The sequence below is a fragment of the Enterococcus camelliae genome (assembly GCF_042685105.1).
GTDB lineage: Bacteria > Bacillota > Bacilli > Lactobacillales > Enterococcaceae > Enterococcus_G > Enterococcus_G camelliae.
Window position 1 is genome coordinate 48,329 of the sequence record NZ_JBHUMO010000001.1, and the last position, 20,750, is coordinate 69,078.

22 protein-coding genes, 1 riboswitch and 1 other annotated feature are annotated in these 20,750 nt (G+C 39.4%); of the genes, 17 read left to right on the forward strand and 5 right to left on the reverse strand.

Going from position 1 to position 20,750, the window contains the following annotated elements:
* The first annotated feature begins 130 nt into the window (after nucleotides 1-130).
* The 4 genes from ACFSR0_RS00220 to ACFSR0_RS00235 all read left to right on the forward strand — a co-directional run bounded on the left by ACFSR0_RS00220 (nucleotide 131) and on the right by ACFSR0_RS00235 (nucleotide 3,349).
* Complete coding sequence (locus ACFSR0_RS00220; protein WP_379978715.1) at nucleotides 131-868, forward strand: NADPH-dependent oxidoreductase; 738 nt, start codon at nucleotides 131-133, stop codon at nucleotides 866-868.
* A 136-nt stretch (nucleotides 869-1,004) separates the two neighbouring features.
* Nucleotides 1,005-1,964: an L-lactate dehydrogenase gene (locus ACFSR0_RS00225; RefSeq protein ID WP_379978717.1), complete on the forward strand. Its 960-nt coding sequence runs from the start codon at nucleotides 1,005-1,007 to the stop codon at nucleotides 1,962-1,964.
* Nucleotides 1,965-2,168: 204 nt separating this feature from the next.
* On the forward strand, nucleotides 2,169-2,591 hold the full coding sequence (locus ACFSR0_RS00230; protein WP_379978719.1) for a hypothetical protein: 423 nt from the start codon (nucleotides 2,169-2,171) through the stop codon (nucleotides 2,589-2,591).
* On the forward strand, nucleotides 2,588-3,349 hold the full coding sequence (locus ACFSR0_RS00235; RefSeq protein WP_379978721.1) for a DUF6681 family protein: 762 nt from the start codon (nucleotides 2,588-2,590) through the stop codon (nucleotides 3,347-3,349). Before ACFSR0_RS00230 ends, ACFSR0_RS00235 begins: the two co-directional genes overlap by 4 nt.
* Nucleotides 3,350-3,388: 39 nt before the next feature.
* Here ACFSR0_RS00235 and ACFSR0_RS00240 read toward each other — a convergent pair whose 3' ends face one another.
* Nucleotides 3,389-3,706, reverse strand: a complete 318-nt coding sequence (locus ACFSR0_RS00240) for a sulfur reduction protein DsrE (protein WP_379978723.1) — start codon at nucleotides 3,704-3,706, stop codon at nucleotides 3,389-3,391.
* A gap of 191 nt (nucleotides 3,707-3,897) precedes the next feature.
* On the opposite strand from ACFSR0_RS00240, the gene rpsN reads away from it, so the two are divergent.
* From rpsN to ACFSR0_RS00290, 10 genes are all read left to right on the forward strand, one after another.
* Entirely contained in the window at nucleotides 3,898-4,167 is a 270-nt protein-coding gene (gene rpsN / locus ACFSR0_RS00245) for a 30S ribosomal protein S14 (RefSeq protein ID WP_379978725.1), read from the forward strand.
* An 18-nt stretch (nucleotides 4,168-4,185) separates the two neighbouring features.
* Nucleotides 4,186-4,353 carry a 50S ribosomal protein L32 gene (rpmF, locus tag ACFSR0_RS00250; protein ID WP_379978727.1) on the forward strand — a complete coding sequence of 56 codons (168 nt, stop codon included), beginning with the start codon at nucleotides 4,186-4,188 and terminating at the stop codon, nucleotides 4,351-4,353.
* 5 nt (nucleotides 4,354-4,358) lie between these two features.
* Nucleotides 4,359-4,742: a hypothetical protein gene (locus ACFSR0_RS00255; protein WP_379978729.1), complete on the forward strand. Its 384-nt coding sequence runs from the start codon at nucleotides 4,359-4,361 to the stop codon at nucleotides 4,740-4,742.
* A gap of 15 nt (nucleotides 4,743-4,757) precedes the next feature.
* Nucleotides 4,758-4,907 (forward strand): 50S ribosomal protein L33, encoded by a 150-nt coding sequence (gene rpmG / locus ACFSR0_RS00260; RefSeq protein WP_379978731.1) that lies wholly within the window; start codon nucleotides 4,758-4,760, stop codon nucleotides 4,905-4,907.
* Nucleotides 4,908-4,917: 10 nt separating this feature from the next.
* Nucleotides 4,918-5,037, forward strand: coding sequence for a putative metal homeostasis protein (locus ACFSR0_RS00265; RefSeq protein ID WP_379978733.1), 120 nt, complete (start codon nucleotides 4,918-4,920; stop codon nucleotides 5,035-5,037).
* Nucleotides 5,038-5,051: 14 nt separating this feature from the next.
* Nucleotides 5,052-6,587, forward strand: coding sequence for a metal ABC transporter solute-binding protein, Zn/Mn family (locus ACFSR0_RS00270; RefSeq protein WP_379978735.1), 1,536 nt, complete (start codon nucleotides 5,052-5,054; stop codon nucleotides 6,585-6,587).
* A 107-nt stretch (nucleotides 6,588-6,694) separates the two neighbouring features.
* Nucleotides 6,695-7,519, forward strand: a complete 825-nt coding sequence (locus ACFSR0_RS00275) for a MurR/RpiR family transcriptional regulator (RefSeq protein ID WP_379978737.1) — start codon at nucleotides 6,695-6,697, stop codon at nucleotides 7,517-7,519.
* A 460-nt stretch (nucleotides 7,520-7,979) separates the two neighbouring features.
* Nucleotides 7,980-8,642: a ribose 5-phosphate isomerase A gene (gene rpiA / locus ACFSR0_RS00280; protein ID WP_379978739.1), complete on the forward strand. Its 663-nt coding sequence runs from the start codon at nucleotides 7,980-7,982 to the stop codon at nucleotides 8,640-8,642.
* Between the two features lie 4 nt (nucleotides 8,643-8,646).
* On the forward strand, nucleotides 8,647-9,615 hold the full coding sequence (locus tag ACFSR0_RS00285) for a Gfo/Idh/MocA family protein (RefSeq protein WP_379978741.1): 969 nt from the start codon (nucleotides 8,647-8,649) through the stop codon (nucleotides 9,613-9,615).
* Between the two features lie 77 nt (nucleotides 9,616-9,692).
* Nucleotides 9,693-9,917: a binding site (T-box leader), on the forward strand.
* 59 nt (nucleotides 9,918-9,976) lie between these two features.
* Nucleotides 9,977-11,107, forward strand: a complete 1,131-nt coding sequence (locus tag ACFSR0_RS00290) for a 5-methyltetrahydropteroyltriglutamate--homocysteine S-methyltransferase (protein ID WP_379978743.1) — start codon at nucleotides 9,977-9,979, stop codon at nucleotides 11,105-11,107.
* A gap of 122 nt (nucleotides 11,108-11,229) precedes the next feature.
* Here the strand turns inward: ACFSR0_RS00290 and ACFSR0_RS00295 are convergent, their stop codons facing one another.
* The 4 genes from ACFSR0_RS00295 to ACFSR0_RS00310 form a co-directional block, all read right to left on the reverse strand.
* Nucleotides 11,230-11,868: a helix-turn-helix domain-containing protein gene (locus tag ACFSR0_RS00295; RefSeq protein ID WP_379978745.1), complete on the reverse strand. Its 639-nt coding sequence runs from the start codon at nucleotides 11,866-11,868 to the stop codon at nucleotides 11,230-11,232.
* Nucleotides 11,869-12,067: 199 nt separating this feature from the next.
* Nucleotides 12,068-12,649 carry a nitroreductase family protein gene (locus ACFSR0_RS00300; protein WP_251854678.1) on the reverse strand — a complete coding sequence of 194 codons (582 nt, stop codon included), beginning with the start codon at nucleotides 12,647-12,649 and terminating at the stop codon, nucleotides 12,068-12,070.
* An 87-nt stretch (nucleotides 12,650-12,736) separates the two neighbouring features.
* The gene (locus ACFSR0_RS00305; RefSeq protein WP_379978748.1) at nucleotides 12,737-13,063 is read right to left on the reverse strand and encodes an AzlD domain-containing protein; all 327 of its coding nucleotides are present in this window, start codon (nucleotides 13,061-13,063) and stop codon (nucleotides 12,737-12,739) included.
* Nucleotides 13,050-13,757 (reverse strand): AzlC family ABC transporter permease, encoded by a 708-nt coding sequence (locus ACFSR0_RS00310; protein ID WP_379978750.1) that lies wholly within the window; start codon nucleotides 13,755-13,757, stop codon nucleotides 13,050-13,052. Before ACFSR0_RS00310 ends, ACFSR0_RS00305 begins: the two co-directional genes overlap by 14 nt.
* A gap of 276 nt (nucleotides 13,758-14,033) precedes the next feature.
* On the opposite strand from ACFSR0_RS00310, the gene ACFSR0_RS00315 reads away from it, so the two are divergent.
* The 3 genes from ACFSR0_RS00315 (at nucleotide 14,034) to ACFSR0_RS00325 (ending at nucleotide 20,487) form a co-directional block, all read left to right on the forward strand.
* Nucleotides 14,034-16,229 (forward strand): heavy metal translocating P-type ATPase, encoded by a 2,196-nt coding sequence (locus tag ACFSR0_RS00315; RefSeq protein ID WP_379978822.1) that lies wholly within the window; start codon nucleotides 14,034-14,036, stop codon nucleotides 16,227-16,229.
* A 165-nt stretch (nucleotides 16,230-16,394) separates the two neighbouring features.
* Nucleotides 16,395-16,566, forward strand: a riboswitch (M-box (ykoK) riboswitch).
* 258 nt (nucleotides 16,567-16,824) lie between these two features.
* Complete coding sequence (gene mgtA, locus ACFSR0_RS00320; RefSeq protein ID WP_379978752.1) at nucleotides 16,825-19,467, forward strand: magnesium-translocating P-type ATPase; 2,643 nt, start codon at nucleotides 16,825-16,827, stop codon at nucleotides 19,465-19,467.
* Between the two features lie 81 nt (nucleotides 19,468-19,548).
* Nucleotides 19,549-20,487 carry a cation diffusion facilitator family transporter gene (locus ACFSR0_RS00325; RefSeq protein ID WP_379978754.1) on the forward strand — a complete coding sequence of 313 codons (939 nt, stop codon included), beginning with the start codon at nucleotides 19,549-19,551 and terminating at the stop codon, nucleotides 20,485-20,487.
* Nucleotides 20,488-20,750: the final 263 nt, after the last annotated feature.

Genomic DNA, 20,750 nt, shown 5'->3' on the forward strand with positions numbered 1-20,750 from the left:
ACGGAAAACCAAGACTACAAGTGATACGACCAAATTCTCCTAGCAGCTACTACAGCGGATGCTCATTTGTTTGCCAATCGTATTTTTCGTAGTAAGATAAAGCCACCTGATAGGTAGAAAGGAAATGCATATGAATACGACAATCCAACAATTAACGAAACATGTTTCGGTACGCTCATTTGAAGATGTACCTCTGGATCAAAAGCAAAAAAAGGATTTATTAGCGGCTGCCCGCAGTGGCTCCTCTTCACATTTTGTTCAAGCTTACTCTATTTTAGAGATTTCTGATACAAAACTACGATCCGAATTGGCTGAAATCACCAATAGTGCCCCTTACGTGAAACAAACTGGTGTGTTTTATATTTTTTTGGCCGATTTGTATCGCCAAGCAACACTATTAGAAGCGCAAGGGGAATCACTTGCGGGAATTCAGTCAATGGAATCCTTGATGGTCGGAATTGTTGATGCCACCATTGCAGCGCAAAATATGGTTGTCGCAGCTGAATCGATGAATTTAGGGATTTGCTACATTGGCGGAATTCGAAACCATTTAGCTAAAGTGGCGGAATTGTTAGATTTGCCGCGCTTTACGGTACCTGTATTTGGGCTAACAATTGGTTACCCTATCGTTAAAAATGAGCCAAAACCGCGCCTGCCTTTAGAAAATCAAGTGGCCGAAAACAAGTACCCACGTGAGCAATTCGCAGCGATGCAAGACTATGAACAACAGACTGCGACTTATTATGCACAGAGAGGATTGAACCCACAGCAAACATCGTGGAGTGAGAAGAATGTGCATTTTTTCAAAGAAGTTCGACGTCCGGAAACGGGGACATTTTTAGCAAAACAAGGCTTTCTATTGCAATAAAAAGAAGAAAAGAATGAAAGTGGCCAAAATTCATTCTTTTCTTCTTTTTTTTCTTAAGCTAGTTTCGACAGACACACAAATGAGTGTTCATTTGCTATGATAGAAGTTGAAAGCAAGAGAGAAAAGAGGGTGGAACATGGATATTAGCAAATCAAAAGTAGCAATTGTAGGTAGTGGCTTAGTAGGTTCCTCTACGGCATTCAGTTTGATTACACAAGGTGTTTGTGATGAGGTCTTAATGATTGATATTAATGAAGAAAAAGCAGCAGGGGAAGTACGTGATCTTCGCAACTCCATTCAGTATTTGGATCGCAATGTAAAAGTTAAAACGGCCACTTATGCTGATTGTCATGATGTAGACATTCTGGTGATTACAGCTGGAGCGCCACCTAAACCGGGGCAAACACGCTTAGACACCTTGGATATGACAGCCAAAATTGCCAAATCAATTGTAGAGCCTGTGATGGCAAGTGGCTTCGATGGTATTTTTATTGTTGTGTCGAATCCCGTTGATATTATGGCTTATCTCGTCTATCGGTTATCGGGATTACCCAAGAATCAAGTAATTGGTTCAGGATCATCTGTGGATACGGCGCGCTTAACGAATTTTATTGCTGACTTGGTGGATGTTGATCCGCGAAGTGTTTATGCTTATGCGATGGGAGAACACGGTGATTCGCTGATGGTTCCTTGGTCAACAGTGACCATTGCGGGAAAAAACTTCTTGGATGTCGTTCATGATAATCCAGATATTGTAGGAGATGTTGATCTGGCCGAGTTGGTGGCAAAAACAACTCGTGAAGGATGGGAGATATACAACCGCAAAGGGACAACGTATTATGGTATAGCATCTGCTTGCGTTGGGATTATCAAAGCCATTCTTTTTGATGAAAATAAGATTATTCCCGTTTCGACACTTTTGGAAGGAGAATATGAAGAGAACGATATTTTTGCTGGGGTACCAGTTATTTTAAATCGTCAAGGGGCCAGTGATATATTGGAAATTCATATGACTGCAGATGAAAAGCAAACGTGGCAAGAGTCAACAAAAGTAATCCGGGTATTTACCGATAAAATTCGACACTATTATGAATGAAAATAGGATTGAAGAGAGAAGAAAAGACAAAGTAGCTCACACGAACAAAACTCCCCCATTCCTATGGGTCAGGGGAGGATTGTTTAGCGAGCTACCTTTTTTAATGAAAAGAAAAATCGCAAAAAATTTGGTATCCTAAGAAATTCCTAAACTTTTTGTGCTAGGATGAACATATCAAAAGAATGGATAAGGAGAAAAAAGGATATGCGAAAAGTTCCTCCTATTTTAAAACCAATAGCATTACTGACAATTTCCATCTTGATTGCAACCGCAACGACTGTAGTCAACGGCTCTAGTTATCGACATCCAAGTACTAGTGAGACAACGACAACGAGTACGACAGTGACTTCCGATAGTCACACGCAGTCTTCACAAACGCAATCAACGACTGGTGCAACTCCTAATGAGTCCAGTACCTCAACGACGGAGACAACCTCTTCTAGCACAGAAGCAACTGTTCCGAGTACGAGTGAAGATTCTGCGAACTCTGATGAGACAACGACAACGGACAAAACGAGTTCCTCCAGTGAAAGCACGCAACCAGAAGGCGCCGTCAATCAGGATGATCAAAAGAACCAAGGCGCAACAGGAGAGGATTCAATAAATTCGGCAGGTGATCAGCAATGAGTTTTTTACTCGATATTATTAATGGCATCAATAAATTTTTAGGATACTTGGATATTAGTCCCAAATATTTAAATCGAGGATATACTATTCTTAGTTTTTTTCCGACACTCTATATTTTGCGAATTGTTTATGGAATGTATGAAAATGGCAATTACCTACAATGCTTTATTTATGCAGTTGTGTTTTTCATTTTGCTTTACTTTTTAATTTTAAACAGTTTTTATTATTTCTTGGATAAAAATTCGAAGCTCGATGTCACACAACTGTTTGTCAAATATCTACCTGATGAAGCGTTCAATATTCAACAAGAAAAACGACGTGAACGTGCGATGAAGTCAATTGATACGGAAGAAGTGGCCATTGATTTCTATGAAGATTATCAACTGTATTTGGCTACGTATATGCAAGACTTAATTGATCAAAAAGTGGTTTCAACCAATGATTTATTTCTAAAAGATGGGTATTTAGTGGAATGGAACACCATCTATCCTTTTTATTTTGTAAAAGAAAAAGGACAGGGAGAATACGAATTACAAATCGGGCGAAATTATCAAGAGTTAACGCCGATTGGGATCATCCATTACCCAAATGCAACCCAAAAATTGAAGCCAGTCGGGTTGTACATTATTGGTGGTGACTTTGTCAAGGAAGGCTTTCGTTACCATGAACCCTATCGTTTGAAATTATTGGCAAAGAAAGCTCGACCAGCTAAAACGGAACAACCTTCAAGAATGGAGAGAAGAGCAAAGAAAAAATAGCAAACGACTTTGAATCAGCGTTTTGCTATTTTTTGCTAACTAATTAAGGCTTAATATAAGCGAATCCTTTCTGTTGCAGCTCAACGAGATCGACAACACCCGATGGAACAATTTGAACGGTAGTGGTAGAGCGTGGAAATCGATTTTTTGAACACGCAAAGCGTTTTGACAAGCATGAAGCTGAGCCGGTGTGGTGGCAAAGAAATCATAGAAATCTGCCAATAAAAAACCTTGGACAGCTACACCATTGGCGACGACAACAATCGTTGCTTGAGGTTCTGCTACAAAAAAATTACGGACATTTGCTTGTAGTTCTGCCCATTTTTTTTGTTCATCGATGTGGAACACAACCTTCATTTTTAAACACCTCCTATCTATTAGTATAGGCGATTAATCGAAATAAAGAAAAATTCCAACTCTTTCTTCTTTGAAAAAGTTGGGTTTTTTTATTGACATTTAAAAGAGATACTGCTAAAGTCTTTCTGTTCAAATCGTAATAATTACGATTTATTTAATGCAAAACGAAACATGTGAAGGGAGCGTCATCTATGGCTAAAAAATCGAAACAAGTCAAAGCCATGAAACAACAACAAATGATTGCAAGATATGCGGATCTTAGAGCAGAGCTAAAAGAAGCCAAAGATTATGAAGGATTAGCAAAATTACCAAAGAATGCTCATCCTAACCGTTACCGCAATCGCGATGCACTCGATGGTCGACCTCGAGGATATATGCGTAAGTTTGGGCTATCACGCATTCATTTTCGTGAATTAGCTTTGCAAGGAAAGATACCTGGAGTGAAGAAAGCCAGTTGGTAAAATAAAGGAGGATGCAAAATGGCAGTACCAGCACGTAAAACAAGTAAGGCAAAAAAAAGAGCGCGTCGGACGCACCAAGGAATCAAAGTGCCGAATCTTTCATTTGATTTAGCTTCTGGCGATTATCGAAGAAGTCATCATGTGTCTTTAAAGGGCTATTATAAAGGTCGTCAAGTAAAGGAGTAAAGCCGATGGAAATCATTTATCCTCCATTAATTGAACAAGGAGCAGCTTTTTTTCATCCTCAGTCTTCCCAACCAATGGCTATGAAAGCAAATCTGTACCGACAATTTGTGAAGCGGGGAATTTTAACAGAGACAGGTGAACCAACACAAACGGCTATTGATAAAGGCTGGGTTATCGATTTTTATGAAGCAGAGCATTTGAGCTTTGCGGAATTTTTAACGTTGTATCCAGTTTTTAGTCAATATGATGAGACAGTTTTTAAACAAATTGATGGATTTTGGGAAGTCCCAGTTGATTTTAAAGAAGAATTGATCCGAGAAATGGGTGCCAAATCGTTTTCTTATGATGAACAGATTCAGCTCGAAGCGTATTTATCAGAGCGTACATAGAGAGGAAAAAAGTGAATGAGACAATCAATTATTTTAGAATGTGTGGAAACGGGTGAACGGTTATACTTAACGAGTAAAAATAAACGGAACAACCCTGAAAGATTAGAGTTAAAAAAATATTCACCGAAATTGCGGCGAAGAGCCATTTTTCGTGAAGTGAAATAAGGAGCGTCACATGGAAAAAACAGATTTATCAAGTGCGTATCGTCGTTTGAAAAGTCCAAATATCAAAACGAGGAAACGAGCGTTAAAAATAATTAAAACATACAAACGAACGAAAGCAGGCATTCGCTAGAAAGTGAGGGAATCATGAAAAAAAGTTGGAAATATTTGGGATTAAGTATACTATCTTTAGGATTACTAGGAGCGTGTGGTACCGACAACAGCACACAGAAAACCGAAAAAACATCGGATAAATTATCGATTGTGACAACATTTTACCCGATGTATGAATTTACGAAACAAATCGTAGGTGACGAGGCTGATGTGACATTGATGGTTCCTGCAGGTCAAGAACCACATGATTACGAACCTTCAGCGAAAGATATCGCAAACATTCAATCCGCTGATGTTTTCGTTTATCACAATCCAAATATGGAAGGTTGGGTAGCCAAAGCTTCCAAGAGTTGGCAAAAAAATGCGCCACACATCATTGAAGGCACCAAAAATATGGTCTTATTGCCAGGAACAGAAGAAGAGGAAGGACATTCTCACAGTGAAGGAGAAGAAGGCCATTCACATGAATTGGATCCCCATACCTGGTTAGCGCCTAGTTTAGCCATGAAAGAAGTTGAATCAATTAAAGAACAATTGGTCAAACTCTATCCGAAAAAGGAATCTGTCTTTACATCGAATGCAGAAAAATACTTGACAAAATTAAAGGCGTTGGATGAAGAATATCAAACAACCTTAAGCAACGCAAAACAAAAAAGTTTTGTGACACAACATGCAGCATTTGGCTACCTAGCACTAGAATATGGACTAACACAAGTGCCGATTGCTGGATTATCGCCAGAACAAGAACCAAGTCCAACCAGATTAGCAGAACTAAAAACGTACGTTCAAGACAATGATATTCAATATATTTATTTTGAAGAAAATGCCAATGATAAAGTTGCGCGGACGTTGGCAAATGAAGCAAACGTTAAATTGTTGGTTTTGAACCCTCTTGAAAGCTTAACCAAAGAACAAATGAAAAACGGCGAAGATTATATTTCGGTAATGAAAGAAAACTTAGCTGCGTTGGAAAAAACCGTTTCAGTTGCAGGAAAAACAGTTCAACCTGAAACGACAACCGATTCACAACATACCGTAGCAAATGGCTATTTTGAAGATAAGGCAGTCAAAGATCGGACATTGAGCGATTATAAAGGTGATTGGCAGTCTGTATACCCCTTGTTGCAAGATGGCACCCTCGATCAAGTGTTTGATTACAAAGCAAAAATAAATAAAGATATGACAGCGGCAGAATACAAAGCCTATTATGAAACAGGCTATAAGACAGATGTGAATCAAATTATCATCAAAGACAACACGATGGATTTTGTTGTGAATGGAGAGCATCATAAATATACTTATGAATACAAAGGATACAAAATATTGAATTATAAAAAAGGCAATCGCGGGGTTCGCTATTTATTCGAAGCGACAGATGCGAATGCAGGTAACTATAAATACGTTCAATTTAGCGACCATAATATCGCTCCTGTGAAAACGAGCCACTTCCATATTTTCTTTGGTGGAGAAAGCCAAGAAAAACTACTCGATGAAATGGACAACTGGCCAACCTATTATCCAAGCAGTGATTCAAAACTAGAGGTAGCTCAAGAAATGATGGCTCACTAATATCCTTGTCCTATAGGTAGAAAATTATCCTTTTCTGCAAAAGCCGTGCTACAATAAAATGAAGTTGCGCTGGCTACTTGCTATAAGAAAAGGAGGGATGATGACAGATGTCAATCATTGATCAGTTATTTGTTGATTATGCAAATTTTTCGGCTGTCGAGACGAAAATTGCTGATTATATTGTACAGCATCCGCAAAAAATACCGAATATGACAATCGCTGAATTAGCGGAAGAAAGTCAGGTTAGTGAAGCTTCAATTAGTCGGTTTTGCCGAAAGTTGAATTTAGTCGGCTTTCACGCATTGAAAATCGAGATGGCACAGGTTACGTTGCCTAAAACAGACAACAAAGGGAATTTGAGCGCATATCAGCAGCGATTGGCACATATTCAAACCAATAAACTAGCTGAAGTTGAACAAACCTTTCAACAATTGTCGGAAGAAACGGTGACGTTGGTTTTAGAAAAATTTCGTACGGCTTCGCGAATTGTGTTTTTGGCCTATGGAAACACAATTCCAGTGGCAATGGATGCAGCCTATCGCTTTAATCAAATTGGTATCTCTGCAAGTGCATTTGATATTTGGGATACGGCTGCAGCTTATTTGCTAACAATGACTCCGGATGATCTGGTTGTCATTATTTCAAACTCTGGAGAAACCCGTCCGTTAATTCAAGCCGCCCGTTATTGCCAAGAGCAGCAATTGTTTCTTATTGCATTAACCAATAATCGACAATCACCTATTGCTACCTTAGCAAATCTTCATATTACGACAGCGACGCGTGAACGTTTGTTCCAAAAAGACTATTATTTTTCACGTATTTCAGCCATGCTAGTGATGGAGACGTTTTTCCTTTTGTTAGCATTTGAAGACCCAAATCGTTTAGAGTCTATCCGTCGCCACGAACAAATGATTTCAGATAGCAAAATTTAATTTCAAAAAAGCTAGCTTTTTAGATTTTGTGTCAAACAGCTGAAAATGCAAGAAATCGTATCAAAAATAGTGTCGTTTTTGCATAAATTTTGAAAAAGAGAGTGCTTCTGCGCTCTCTTTTTTGCTACTTTGTAACTTTCATCAAGTGATCCTTTCCTTCAAGTTTTTGATTTGAATAAAACAGCTAAAAAACGCAAACGTGGCGACCGAAATAGTTCATCGTTTTATCTAGCAACACTGTGGATGACAAAAAATGGGCTTTTTTTAGAAGGCAAGAAACGAGGGTATTTTTTTCGATTCATCGGAAATGTATCGCTATGAATTTTCCCAGAAGCTTCGGTTGTTGATCTAATATTGGAGACTCTTCAGAAAATAAATGGTTTCTTTTTGACGAAATTAAATTTCATATATATAATGAATATGAAATTTAATTTAAAAATTGTTGATTGGAGGCATAAGCATGAAGAAAAGATGTGCCGGCTACGCACTCGACTATATTAAACCCAAAATGATGATTGGTTTAGGTGGTGGGAGCACGATTGCCTATTTGGTGGCGTTACTTCGTGAAAAACAAATGGAGATAACGATTGTCACTCCTTCTGTTCAAACAGCACAGCGTTGCCGTGAAGCAGGCCTACATGTGGTACCAATGAACGAGGTTTTTCATGTGGATGTTGCATTTGATGGCTGTGATGAAGTAGATGAGCAGTTAAACGCATTGAAAAGTGGTGGAGGGATTCACACAAAAGAAAAAATAATCGCGACAATGGCCGATGATTACATTTTATTAGTGGATGAATCAAAGGTTTCTCAAAAATTGACGTTTAAGGTTCCTTTGGTCCTAGAAGTTCTTCCTGAAGCACAAACAAAAATTAAAAAGGAAGTCCGTCGGTTAGGACATGAAATTATTGAGCGAATGAGTCAAACAAGTGATGGCTATACTTACACCGCCAATGGCAATTTGCTTATGGAGGTAACATTGAGGAGCGCAATCACCACTCAAGAAGTGTTGCAACAATTTTCAACGATGGTTGGTGTTGTGGAGACTTCTCTATTTTCTCAAATAGTAACCAAGGCAATTGTTGCAACGGCGGATGGGAAACGAATCATCGAAAGGGGTTAGAGAAATGACCTATCAATGGGGAATAATTGGAACTGGTGTAATTGCCAACGAAATGGCAGCAGCTTTGCGGGAATCGGGACGGACAATTTATGGTGTTACTAGTGGAAAAATAGAACATGCGCAAGCCTTTGCTGAACGTCACCATGTTCAGCAAGTGTTTACGACCTATGAGGGGTTGTTAGCGGATGCGAAGGTGGATGTTGTTTATATCGCTACTCCACACAATTTGCATTACCAAATGATTCGCCAAGCATTGCTTGCAGGGAAACATGTTTTTTGTGAAAAAGCTATTACAGTGAATGCGCACCAGCTGGAAGAATGTGTCGCGTTGGCGAAAGAACGCAATTTAGTTTTGTCGGATGGCGTGACGCTTTTTCATATGCCATTGTATAAGAAATTGGCTTATATCGTAGCAAGTGGTAAATTAGGTGCGGTGAAAATGATTCAGGTCAATTTCGGAAGTTGCAAGGAATATGATGTAACCAACCGTTTTTTCTCAAAAGAATTGGCAGGGGGCGCATTATTAGACATTGGGGTATATGCTGTTTCCTTTGCACGGTTTTTCATGACAAGCAAGCCCAATGTTGTATTGACGACAGCGAATTATTTTGAAACAGGTGTCGATGAAACCTCAGGTATTTTGCTGAAAAATGACGTAGGTGAAATGGCTGTTATCGCACTAACCATGCGAGCAAAACAACCCAAGCGCGGTGTGATTGCTTGTGAAAAAGGCTTTATTGAAATCACCAACTATCCTCGTGCAGAAAAAGCGACCATTACGTATACTGACACTGGAAAGGTAGAGACAGTGACGAGTGGTGATACAACTAAAGCCTTGCAATATGAAATTCAAGATATGGAAGACTATCTAACCAATCAATCTGGGGAAGATAATCTGACAATGATCCGCGATGTTATGGACACCTTAACAAGTATTCGTTCACAATGGGGATTGGTCTATCCATTCGAATAAATGCTTTTTTTCAGAACATTCTGTCAGAAACTTGACAAATTACTTCAACGTGATATGATGCAATCAATTAGAAATAGTCTCATTCTTTGAGAAGGAGAGTAATTTGCTTTTTGAGAGTAGAGAGATACTGCTTGGTGGAAAGTATCGGATAAGAGCAAATGAAAATGGCCTTTGAGAATCTCTTGGCGATAGGTAGTTAAGAGCGGATCTTCTCCGTTAGCAGATGACCTGATGTCAATCAGGAAAAAGTGGGGAAATGATTGTTCCCAATAAAGGTGGTACCACGAGTGTTCGTCCTTTGATAGCCAGTTGTTGGTTATCAGAGGACTTTTTTATTTTTAGAAAAGGATAGGTGGAAAACATGACAAATGAAACGAAACCATTTCGTGTGGATCATGTCGGTAGTTTTTTACGACCACAACGATTGAAAGATGCGCGGGACGCATTTGCAAAAGGAAAAATTGATGCGCAGGCGCTCCGTTCAGTAGAAGATGAGGAAATTCGCGAACTTATCTTAAAACAAAAACAAGTAGGCTTAAAAGGGATTACCGATGGTGAATTTCGCAGAGGTTTTTGGCATATTGATTTTTTGGAACACCTAAACGGAGTAGAAGGCTATGTTCCAGAACAAGGATACAATCAGCAATTTCATGGCAAAGCAGCACCATCTTACAACATTCGGTTAGTAGGAAAACTTTCTTTTCCAGAAACACATCCGTTTCTACGAGATTTTGACTTTCTCAACGAGGCAGTGGGACAAGCAGCAGATTGTGTAGCGAAGGCAACAATTCCTAGTCCAACGATGATTTTGCGTCAGGAAATCTTGGCCAATGATGGCTCTTCAAAATTGGCAGAGATTTACCCAGATGTCACTGAGTTTTATCACGATTTAGCACAAACGTATCATGATGCAGTACAAGCTTTTTATGAGCATGGGTGTCGCTATCTTCAATTTGATGATACAAACTGGGCTTTTTTAGCTGACGCGACAAAGCGGGAGTCATTACGAGAAAAGGGCTTGAATCCTGATGAAATTGCGCAAATCTGTACCCAGATTATTAATGATGCTTTGCAAGACAAACCAGCAGATTTGACCATTACCACTCATATTTGTCGAGGAAACCATGCTTCATCTTGGCTATTTTCCGGCGGATACGAACCAATTGCCAAAGAACTATTTGCCACAAACTACGATGGTTTCTTTTTAGAATATGATTCTGAACGGGCAGGGGATTTTGCACCGTTACGTTACTGGCAAAATCCGCAAAGTCGTGTTGTTTTAGGCTTAATTACATCAAAATTTCCAGAGTTGGAAGATCGAAATGCCGTTGAAGCCCGCATCCAAGAAGCCACCGAATATGTTCCACTTGAGAATCTGTGCATTAGTCCGCAATGCGGATTTGCTTCAACAGAAGAAGGAAATAAACTGACCGAAGAACAACAATGGGCCAAGATTACGTTGTTGCAAGAAATTGCTCATGATACTTGGTAATAAAGTGAGTGTTCGATAGAGGGCAATAAAAAAGAGTCTCCGATTCATCAGAAACTCGGCCGTTAGCAAAATGCTGGCAGGCTGATGGTTGATGAATATCGGGAGACTCTTTTTGGTTCGGCTTAGCGATTGTTCTTTTGATTTTTCACCGTAACTGTCAAAATGACGTAGGCGAAGATGCTAGCCGAAACAATCCCACAGATAACCCCAAAGAGCGTATAGGTAGGTAGCACATGGGCAATCGTTAGGCCACCAATAATAAATAAGGCGATCCCTTCAACCACCAGTATACGCTTGAATCGGTGCGATTGGACGATAAAACTAGAAGGTTTTCCTTTTAATAATTGACGTTCATTTGTTAAAAGTGAAAGTAGTCCGACATTGAGCAATAAGATAGCTGTCACCATAATTTGGGCCCCTAAGCCGAGCTGGAAAGGAGACCATTTAAAAACAGAACCTAAAATAATGATGATAAGAAAACTTATATTCATTATATACGAAAGACTCCACATTTTTTTCAATTTACTTTCTTGTTCCTTGCGCTTCATTTCTTCTACCATACCGGCATCCTCCTTTAGTAAAACATCTAACGAAAGACCGTAATAATCACTTAGATTAAGTAAACTGCTGATATCTGGATAACTGCGTTCGTTTTCCCAACTAGAGATGGTTTGGCGAGAAACGTGTAAATAAGCTGCCACTTCTTCTTGAGTTTTCCCAATTTTTGTACGTGCTTGTTTCAGTCGTTCTCCAAATCTCATGGGTCATCACGTCCTTTCTGTATTGACTATAAGCGGGTTTGCCTAGTGGATGCTAGCTAAGATTCTAAGCAAGTCAAAATAAGCTTCAGCTAAAGGGTGCTAAGTTTCTCAGCATCCCTTATGTGAAGCTGTAACTAGCAGTATTCAAGGAAGAAGAAACGAAATGGCGGCTATTGTTTCAGAAATGAATGACGGGTTCTTACGGAAGTAAATCACTGACCCATTCACTTGTGGGTCTTCTTTTTCCACTGTTCACCTTGGCTTCTGGATCACGATAGCCAACACGATAATTACTAATCAGCGCATAGTTTTCTGGAAAGCCGATTTTTTTGGCGAAGGTGGGTTCTAAAGTAAAGGGAGAAGAGGCCCAAAAGCCGACCAAGTCGTGTTCTGCCAATAGAAGTGAAAAATTTTGAATAAGTGCGGCAGTTGCTAAAGCAGCATCGGAATTCAACCGGTTGTTTTCCGGAAAAACTTCGTGGGCAAATAATAGCGTGGCTGGTGCTTGACGAATCAATCGATTCATTTTGACAGTGAACTTCTCCTGCGATTTTTCATCGTTAATCAGTCCAATTTCTTGATAGAAGTCGATGATTGATTGGTAAAGAAATTCTTTTTCTTCGGTAGTCGTGATTAATTTGACCAGCCAAGGTTCCTTTTTATGATAAGGTGCATTGCTAGCTTGACCTAATAATTCGATCAATAAGTCTTTTTTGACGGGAGTATCCAAACTTTTTTTTGCTGTTCTTCGTGTCGTAATTCGTTTTTGAATTGATGTCATACGCAACCTCCATAATTTGAGAATAGTTCTCAGTTAGACTAATTTTATAAAAAAATGCGGAATATTGCGAATCTTTTGACTACGATTTCAAAAAAAGAAGCGAATCAATGCCAATGAGGCAATGCCAACTAGGACGATTACGAAGAGATTTTTACTAATTAGGGCGCTGATTACTGTGGGTAGAGAGGCGCCAACATATGTCCATTTGATAAGAGGAAATTGTCCGATTTGAGGTTCAAGAAGACTATCAAACCACAAAGCAGCCATGATAACGAGTGGGACAAATTGTAAATAATCAATGACAATTTTGGGTAAAGTCACCTTTTTTAAAAGAATGAATGGAAGGATACGTGAAACCCATGTAACAAGGCCGCAACCTAGGATAGTTAATAAAATATAGCTAGTTGAAGGCATAGTTAATCATCACTCCTATTGCACAAATAATTAGCGTAACGAGAAGAACCAATATTGAATGAGGAATGAAGATCATTCCAAAGTAAATACCAACAAATGTTAGTACAATTAGTAGCAGTTGTAAGGTAACGGAAAGTTTCTGATCTGTATGGACTTGTAAGTAAAGTAGTCCAATAAACATTGCTACAATGGCAAAATCGAGTCCAAGTGACTCGGGGTTGGGAATGAAATCACCAATTAAGGCACCTATGATGGTCGAACCGACCCAAGTTAAGTAGGAAAGAAGATTGGCCGTATTGAACCACGAAAACGTTAAGCGCTGATTGGTAATCAGTTGTTTGTTTATGCCTAAAGCAAAACTTTCATCTGTCAAAAAGGTGCCAATCAGAATATTTTTAAAAAGAGATTCTTTTTTAAAAAAAGTAGCAACGGTCAGACTCATTAAAATCATCCGTGCATTAATTAAAAATGTTGCGAAAATGATTGCAAAAATGGGGTTGTTTGTAGCTAACATGCTAACGGTAATAAATTGGGCAGAACCTGCATAAATAATAAGTGACATCAAGACAACTACTAAGGTACTAAAGCCACCAGCTTTGCCGACGATGCCAAAAGCAATGCCAATTCCGATGTAACCAAGCATTGTGGGCAATGTATCTTTGAAGGCAGTGGACGCATCTAATTGTGTGTTCATTTTTAAACCTCCCATGATGATGTTTCTCTTATTATACCGAAAGATTTTCAGATGAAAAGTGAATTTAAAAAAACCATGGTAAGAAAACGAGAGATAAAAGCAAAAGCACGATTGATTGACAATCAATCGACAGGTGGTATAGTAAATATAAACATTGTTTACTATTGTAAACGAATTGAGGAAGAAGGGCTTATTGTGACGAAAAATAGTCAAGAAGCATCGAAACCAAAAGAAGCACACGTTTCTTCTGTGAAGGAAGAACAACGGTCTCATGCAATGGATGAATCAATGAATCACGCGCATCATATGACGCACATGCAAGAACCAAAAGAACAACTGCATGACGAGAAGAGGCAATCAGTGATGGACCAACAACATCATGAAATGGATATGGATCACGAAATGAACATGAACCATAAAATGGATATGGATCACGAAATGAACATGAAGCATGAAATGCATATGGGGCATGCTATGCATGGTAGCATGGATCACAGTATGCATATGGGAAACTTTAAGCAAAAGTTTTGGGTATCCTTGATTCTTGCATTTCCAATTGTGCTTCTTTCACCAATGATGGGGCTTAATCTGCCATTTCAATTTCAATTTCCAGGATCGGATTGGCTTGTTCTTATTTTGGCAACAATATTATTCTTTTATGGTGGACAACCTTTTCTAGCTGGGGCCAAATCAGAGTTACGACAAAAAAATCCAGCGATGATGACATTAATTGCAATGGGGATTACGGTGTCCTATGTTTATAGTGTCTATTCTTTTATCGCGACAACTTTTTTTGGAAAGGATGTCATGAATTTTTTCTGGGAGCTAGCCACGTTGATAGTGATTATGCTTCTTGGACACTGGATTGAAATGAATGCGGTCATGAATGCGAGTGATGCGCTACAAAAATTAGCTGAATTATTACCAGATAAGGTAACGAGACTTGTTGCCGGTAAAGAGGAAGTTGTTTCGCTACAAGCAGTTCACACAGGGGACAAACTCATTGTCCGGTCGGGCGATAAAATGCCTACGGACGGAAAAATTTTGTCGGGACAATCCATTGTGGATGAATCGGCCGTTACGGGAGAGTCGCGCGGGGTTCAAAAAAATCCACAAGATTTGGTGATTGGCGGTTCGGTAAATGGAGAAGGTACGTTGACGATCCAAGTGACTGGTACGGGAGAAGAGGGCTATCTAGCGAAAGTGATGACCATGGTTCGCCGAGCGCAAGCGGAAAAGTCAAAACTGGAAGCATTGTCTGATAAAGTGGCCAAATGGCTATTTTATGTGGCCTTAACGGTTGGTATTTTGGCATTTATTAGTTGGTTAGTATTGACTGATTTGCCAACTGCACTTGATCGAATGGTGACAGTCTTTGTTATTGCTTGTCCACATGCACTTGGTTTGGCAATTCCATTAGTGATTGCACGCTCGACCTCGATTGCTGCCCAAAATGGCTTATTGTTAAAAAACCGCAACGCGCTTGAAAATTCACACGATTTGTCGATGATTTTGCTTGATAAGACTGGGACTTTAACCCAAGGAACATTTGCTGTAACAGGAATTGAACAATGGGATAATCAAATTACTTCCCAAGAACTATTGCAATACATTGGTGCGTTGGAAAAAACAGCCAATCATCCAATTGCAGTAGGGATGATGCGTTATCTAAAGGCACAAGGAGTGGAACCTTTCGAAGCAAAAGATACTCAGACCATCACTGGGGTGGGCTTAAGTGGAATGGTGCATTCACAAAAAGTCACAATTCTTAATGAAAATGCGTTGACTGAAAGCGAAAAGCAGTCATTGGATCCATCAAAATGGCTTCACTATCAAGAACAAGGCAATACGATTAGTTTTGTCAAACTAAATGATGATATTGTTGGTCTAATTGCTTTAGGGGATGAAATCAAGCCTGAAGCAAAAGCATTTATTCAAGCATTGCATAACCGCCAAATTGAACCTGTTATGTTGACTGGAGACAATCAGGAAGCAGCTGCCAAAGTGGCCAGCTATCTTGGCATTACTCAATTTTATGCGGGTCTTTTACCAGATGGAAAAGAAAAGATTGTTGCCCAATTCGTTCATGAAGGAAAAAGAGTAGCAATGGTTGGTGATGGTATCAACGATGCGCCAAGTTTGGCACGTGCAACGATTGGAATTGCTATTGGAGCTGGGACAGATGTAGCTATTGACTCAGCAGACGTTGTTTTAACGAATAGCAATCCTGAAGATATTTTACATTTTTTGGATTTAGCAAAAGTCACCAGAAGAAAAATGATTCAAAATCTTTGGTGGGGAGCGGGATACAATATTTTTGCTATCCCATTAGCAGCAGGTATTCTTGCACCGATTGGGATAGTACTCAACCCAGCTGTGGGAGCGATTCTTATGTCTTTGAGTACGGTAATTGTGGCGATGAATGCGATGACCTTATCGATGAAAAAAGAAGCGAATGGTTCTTCTAAATAATTGATTTTAGACAAAACTCGACCTATTCTAGTTAATAGGTACGGGTTTTGTTTTTGACTCTTTTTAAAGAAAGTCGAGAAAAAATTTTTTTTAAATGAAGGCGGGAAATGTCTTTTTTGATTTGACGGTTGGAAGCATTCTAACTATAATAAGCATGAACATGACCCTATGATTTGTTAGGTGAGGCTCCTATATGAACACAGGCTACTGCCCAAAAATGTCGAGAGACGCCAATGGGTAGAACAGAAATCGTCGAAGAAGGCGTTTTTTAAGGTAGCTAAAAGGAATTTTCCTTTTTACGTTATATAGTGCCAAAACTCGACGAGTAGATCGAAAATAACAAGCAGTCTTGTATTTTTAACCTTTCGCTGAGCAATTTGGTGAAAGGTTTTTTTGTGTTGGGTACCTTTCCTTTTAACAAACCGACTAGGATCAGAGTAATGGATAGAAAGAAGTGAGTAAGATGGATGACGGACACCCCAATAGTCAACAGCATAATGAGAAACGAAGCATGGGTTGGTTCGTCTTAGCCACTTGCTGACTGATGCTTTCTTTTCTCAGTCCTTTCGTTTAGAAGAGAAAAGAGGCCAGAAAAATGAAAAAAAACCAAGGCGAACAAGTTGCACGTGCTGCAAGTTGTTCCTATGAAGAAGTACTGCGTCAATTTCACAGCGTTGCTGGAGGGCTGACAACAGAACAGGCAGAAGAAAACCGTGACCAATTTGGAAAAAATCAAATTGTAGGGCCATCACATGAACATTGGCTAAAATTATTAGGAGAATCCTTCATCACACCGTTTACTTTGGTGTTAATCGCATTAGCAGTGGTGTCTGTTTTTGTAGATGGCATCTTTGCGCAACCCCAAGATCGGAGTTTCGTAACTGTCTGGTTAATTAGCATAATGGTGTTTGCAAGTGGTCTAGTTAGTTTTGTCCAAACTATCAGGGCTAATCAAGCAGCAGATCAATTAAAAAAAATGATTCATGTAACGGCTGCAGTATCACGTGATGGTCGTTACCAAGAAATACCGACGGAGGATATTGTTTGCGGTGATTTTGTAAAATTAGCGGCAGGCGATATGATTCCTGCTGACATGCGCTTATTACAAACAAAAGATTTGTTTTTATCGCAAGCAGCTTTAACAGGAGAAAGCTACCCTGTTGAGAAAGATGCAACTAGTGCAACAGAATCAAACATAGCCATGACGGAACGTTCCAACCTAGTCTTGATGGGAAGTAACGTATTAAGTGGAACGGCAGAAGGAATCGTCATTGCAACAGGGGAAGATACGGTCTTTGGTTCCATTGCCCATACCCTCAACGAAAAGCCTAAGCAAACGAGTTTTGAGTTGGGAATCAAGGAAACGTCTCTTCTGTTAATTCGTTTTATGGTGATTATGGCACCAATAGTCATCGTGATTAATGGTCTAACAAAAGGCAACTGGTTAGAAGCAATTTTGTTTGGTTTATCTGTTGCTGTTGGTCTAACACCAGAAATGTTACCCATGATTGTGACAACAAACCTTGTTCGTGGTGCGCGTGTCATGGCAAAAAAGGAAACCATTATCAAGAATTTATCCGCCATTCAAAATTTTGGGGCAATGGACTTGCTTTGTACGGATAAAACAGGCACACTAACTCAAGACAAAATCGTATTGGAATACCATCTTGATTGCAATGGAAATGAGAGCAATCGCGTGTTGCGGCATGCCTATATGAATAGTTACTACCAAACGGGTTTAAAAAATCTCATGGATATTGCCATTATTCAAGCTGCAGATACACAGTTAACATTGCATCCAGAAAACTATCGTAAAGTTGATGAAGTACCATTTGATTTTGATCGGAGAAGAATGAGTGTGGTGATTGCGGATCAATCAGGTAAGACGCAAATGATTACCAAAGGCGCCATTGAAGAAATGCTCAGTGTTTCTTCATTTGTCGATTTTGATGGGCAAGTAACCACTCTTACGCCAACGTTAGCAGGACACATTATGCAAGAGGTAGAGAAGTTAAACCAACAAGGATTCCGCGTCCTTGGGGTAGCTCAAAAGACTAATCCACCAGAAGTGGGAGCTTTCTCGACGGGTGATGAAACAGAGATGGTCCTCATTGGCTATCTGGCCTTTCTTGATCCACCAAAAGAAACAGCGAAAGCAGCTATTTCCACTTTACATGCTCATGGTGTTGATGTACGGGTATTAACGGGAGATAATGCCTTAGTGACACAATCCGTTTGTCAACAAGTCGGGATTGCGACGGAGAATATGGTAGAAGGCAGTCAATTGGAAAAACTAACCGAAGAAGAATGGGACAAGATTATTGAAACCACCAAGATTTTTGTCAAATTGACGCCACAACAAAAAGCAGATTTGGTCCAACGTTTTCAAAAGAAAAATCATACAATTGGCTTTTTAGGAGACGGCATCAATGATGCACCTGCCCTGAAAGTTGCAGATGTAGGGATATCCGTGGACACAGCGGTCGATATCGCGAAGGAATCCGCCAATGTCATTTTATTGGAAAAGGACTTGATGGTGTTAGAAAGAGGAATTCTAGCTGGTAGAGAAGTATTTGGCAATATTATGAAATACGTGAAAGCAACGTTAAGTTCCAATTTTGGAAATATTCTCTCGGTTCTTGTTGCTAGTATCTTTTTACCTTTTTTACCAATGTTACCCTTGCAATTACTATTTTTAAATTTTATGTATGATCTTTCATGCTTAGCAATGCCGTGGGATCGTGTCGATCAAGAATATCTAGCAAGCCCTAAAAAATGGACAACGCAAGATATGGGGCGGTTTATGGTATGGTTTGGTCCCACTAGTTCCATTTTTGATTTGGTGACTTTTTATCTATTGTATACGTGGTTGTGTCCACTTGTAGCGGGCGGATCGTACTTTCAATTATCGGCTACGCAACAAGTTGTTTTCATCGCAGTCTTCCATGCGGGTTGGTTTGTAGAGTCTTTCTGGACGCAATCGTTAGTCATTCATGCCTTGCGTTCTCCAAAACTACCATTTATCCAAAGTCGCGCAACTTGGCCGGTGATTGTTGCGACTAGTCTCGGCGTTTTTTGTGGAAGCATTTTGCCAATGACTTCTTTGGGATCCTCTCTTGGATTGATGCACTTGCCTACGATTTTTTGGAGCTGTTTGTTAGGAATCGTTTGTGCATATTTGTGCCTGGTAACATTGGTCAAAAACATGTATCTCAAACGTTACCATCAATTATATTGATTATTTAGCAAATGATTTTGTGGTCGAGAAGTAATTAGGTATACTGGCTAAAAATGATAAAGAGAAGGTGCAAAGAAAAAGATGAATGAGCAAGAGAAATCAACAGGAATGGCGGCAGTATTTGCAGCGTTAGCCGCCAATGTATTAGTGGCAATTAGCAAGTTTATTGGGTATTTTATTAGTGGTAGTGCAGCAATGTTAAATGAAAGTATTCATAGTGTGGTCGATTGTGGAAATCAGTTGTTGCTACTTTTTGGTAACAAGCGAGCCAACCGTGGTCAAAGTGAATTGCATCAATTTGGAGAGGGCCGTGCCAAGTATTTTTTCAGTACGATTGTCGCAACCATGTTGTTCTTTGGGGGTGGTATCCTAGGTATCATGGAGGCCATTGATAAGCTATTCCATCCAAGTCATGAAGTGAATAGTCCTTGGGTGGTCATACTTATTTTAATTTTTGGGATGATTGTTGAAGGGTATTCTTTACGAATCGCCATGAAGGAAATTGCTGAATTGAACAGTGAAAAGTTGTCCACATTGGCATTTTTACGGGAAAGTCGCCATAGCGAAATTCTTATCATTTTTACAGAGGATTTTTGTGCAGTTATTGGTTTGACGTTGGCGATGGCAGGAACGTTGCTGACAATTGTAACAAACAATCCTACGTTTGATGCCCTTAGTGGTTTGTTAATTGGGGTGTTGTTAACGGGAGCAGCTATTTTCTTGGCAAGAGAATTTTATAGTTTGATTGTGGGAGAAAGTGTGACTGCTAGTGATTTAAATAAAATTAAGCAAGCATTCCAACGAAATGATGTTGAAAAATTAATTGATATCAAAACGATTCATCTTAGTCCAAATGAAATTATGGTTGCTGCAAAAATTGACTTGTTAGATACACAAGAAGAGCAAGGTTACGCAATTGTCAATCTGATTGAGGAAGATATCCGAAGACGCTTGCCAGATAAAAAAGTTTACATCTACATTGAAACGGATAAATATGATCCTAACTATCAACGAGGGTAGGTAGTGGACGCGAAAAACAGGTAAGTGATTAATCAATGAATGAAGCATTGTTTGGGATAAGCAGTGCTTCATTCATTTTTCTTTACAAAAACTTTACACAAATGTTAACGAAGGTTAACGAAAACAGCGTATACTATCAGATGGATACAAAACGAATTTTTGTATTTTTTTTCATCGGCTGTCAGTGAAACAAGGTCAGTGTCTCTCAATTGGTGAATTACGAGAAAACTCTCATTGAAATGAAGATAATTCTAACGAAAATA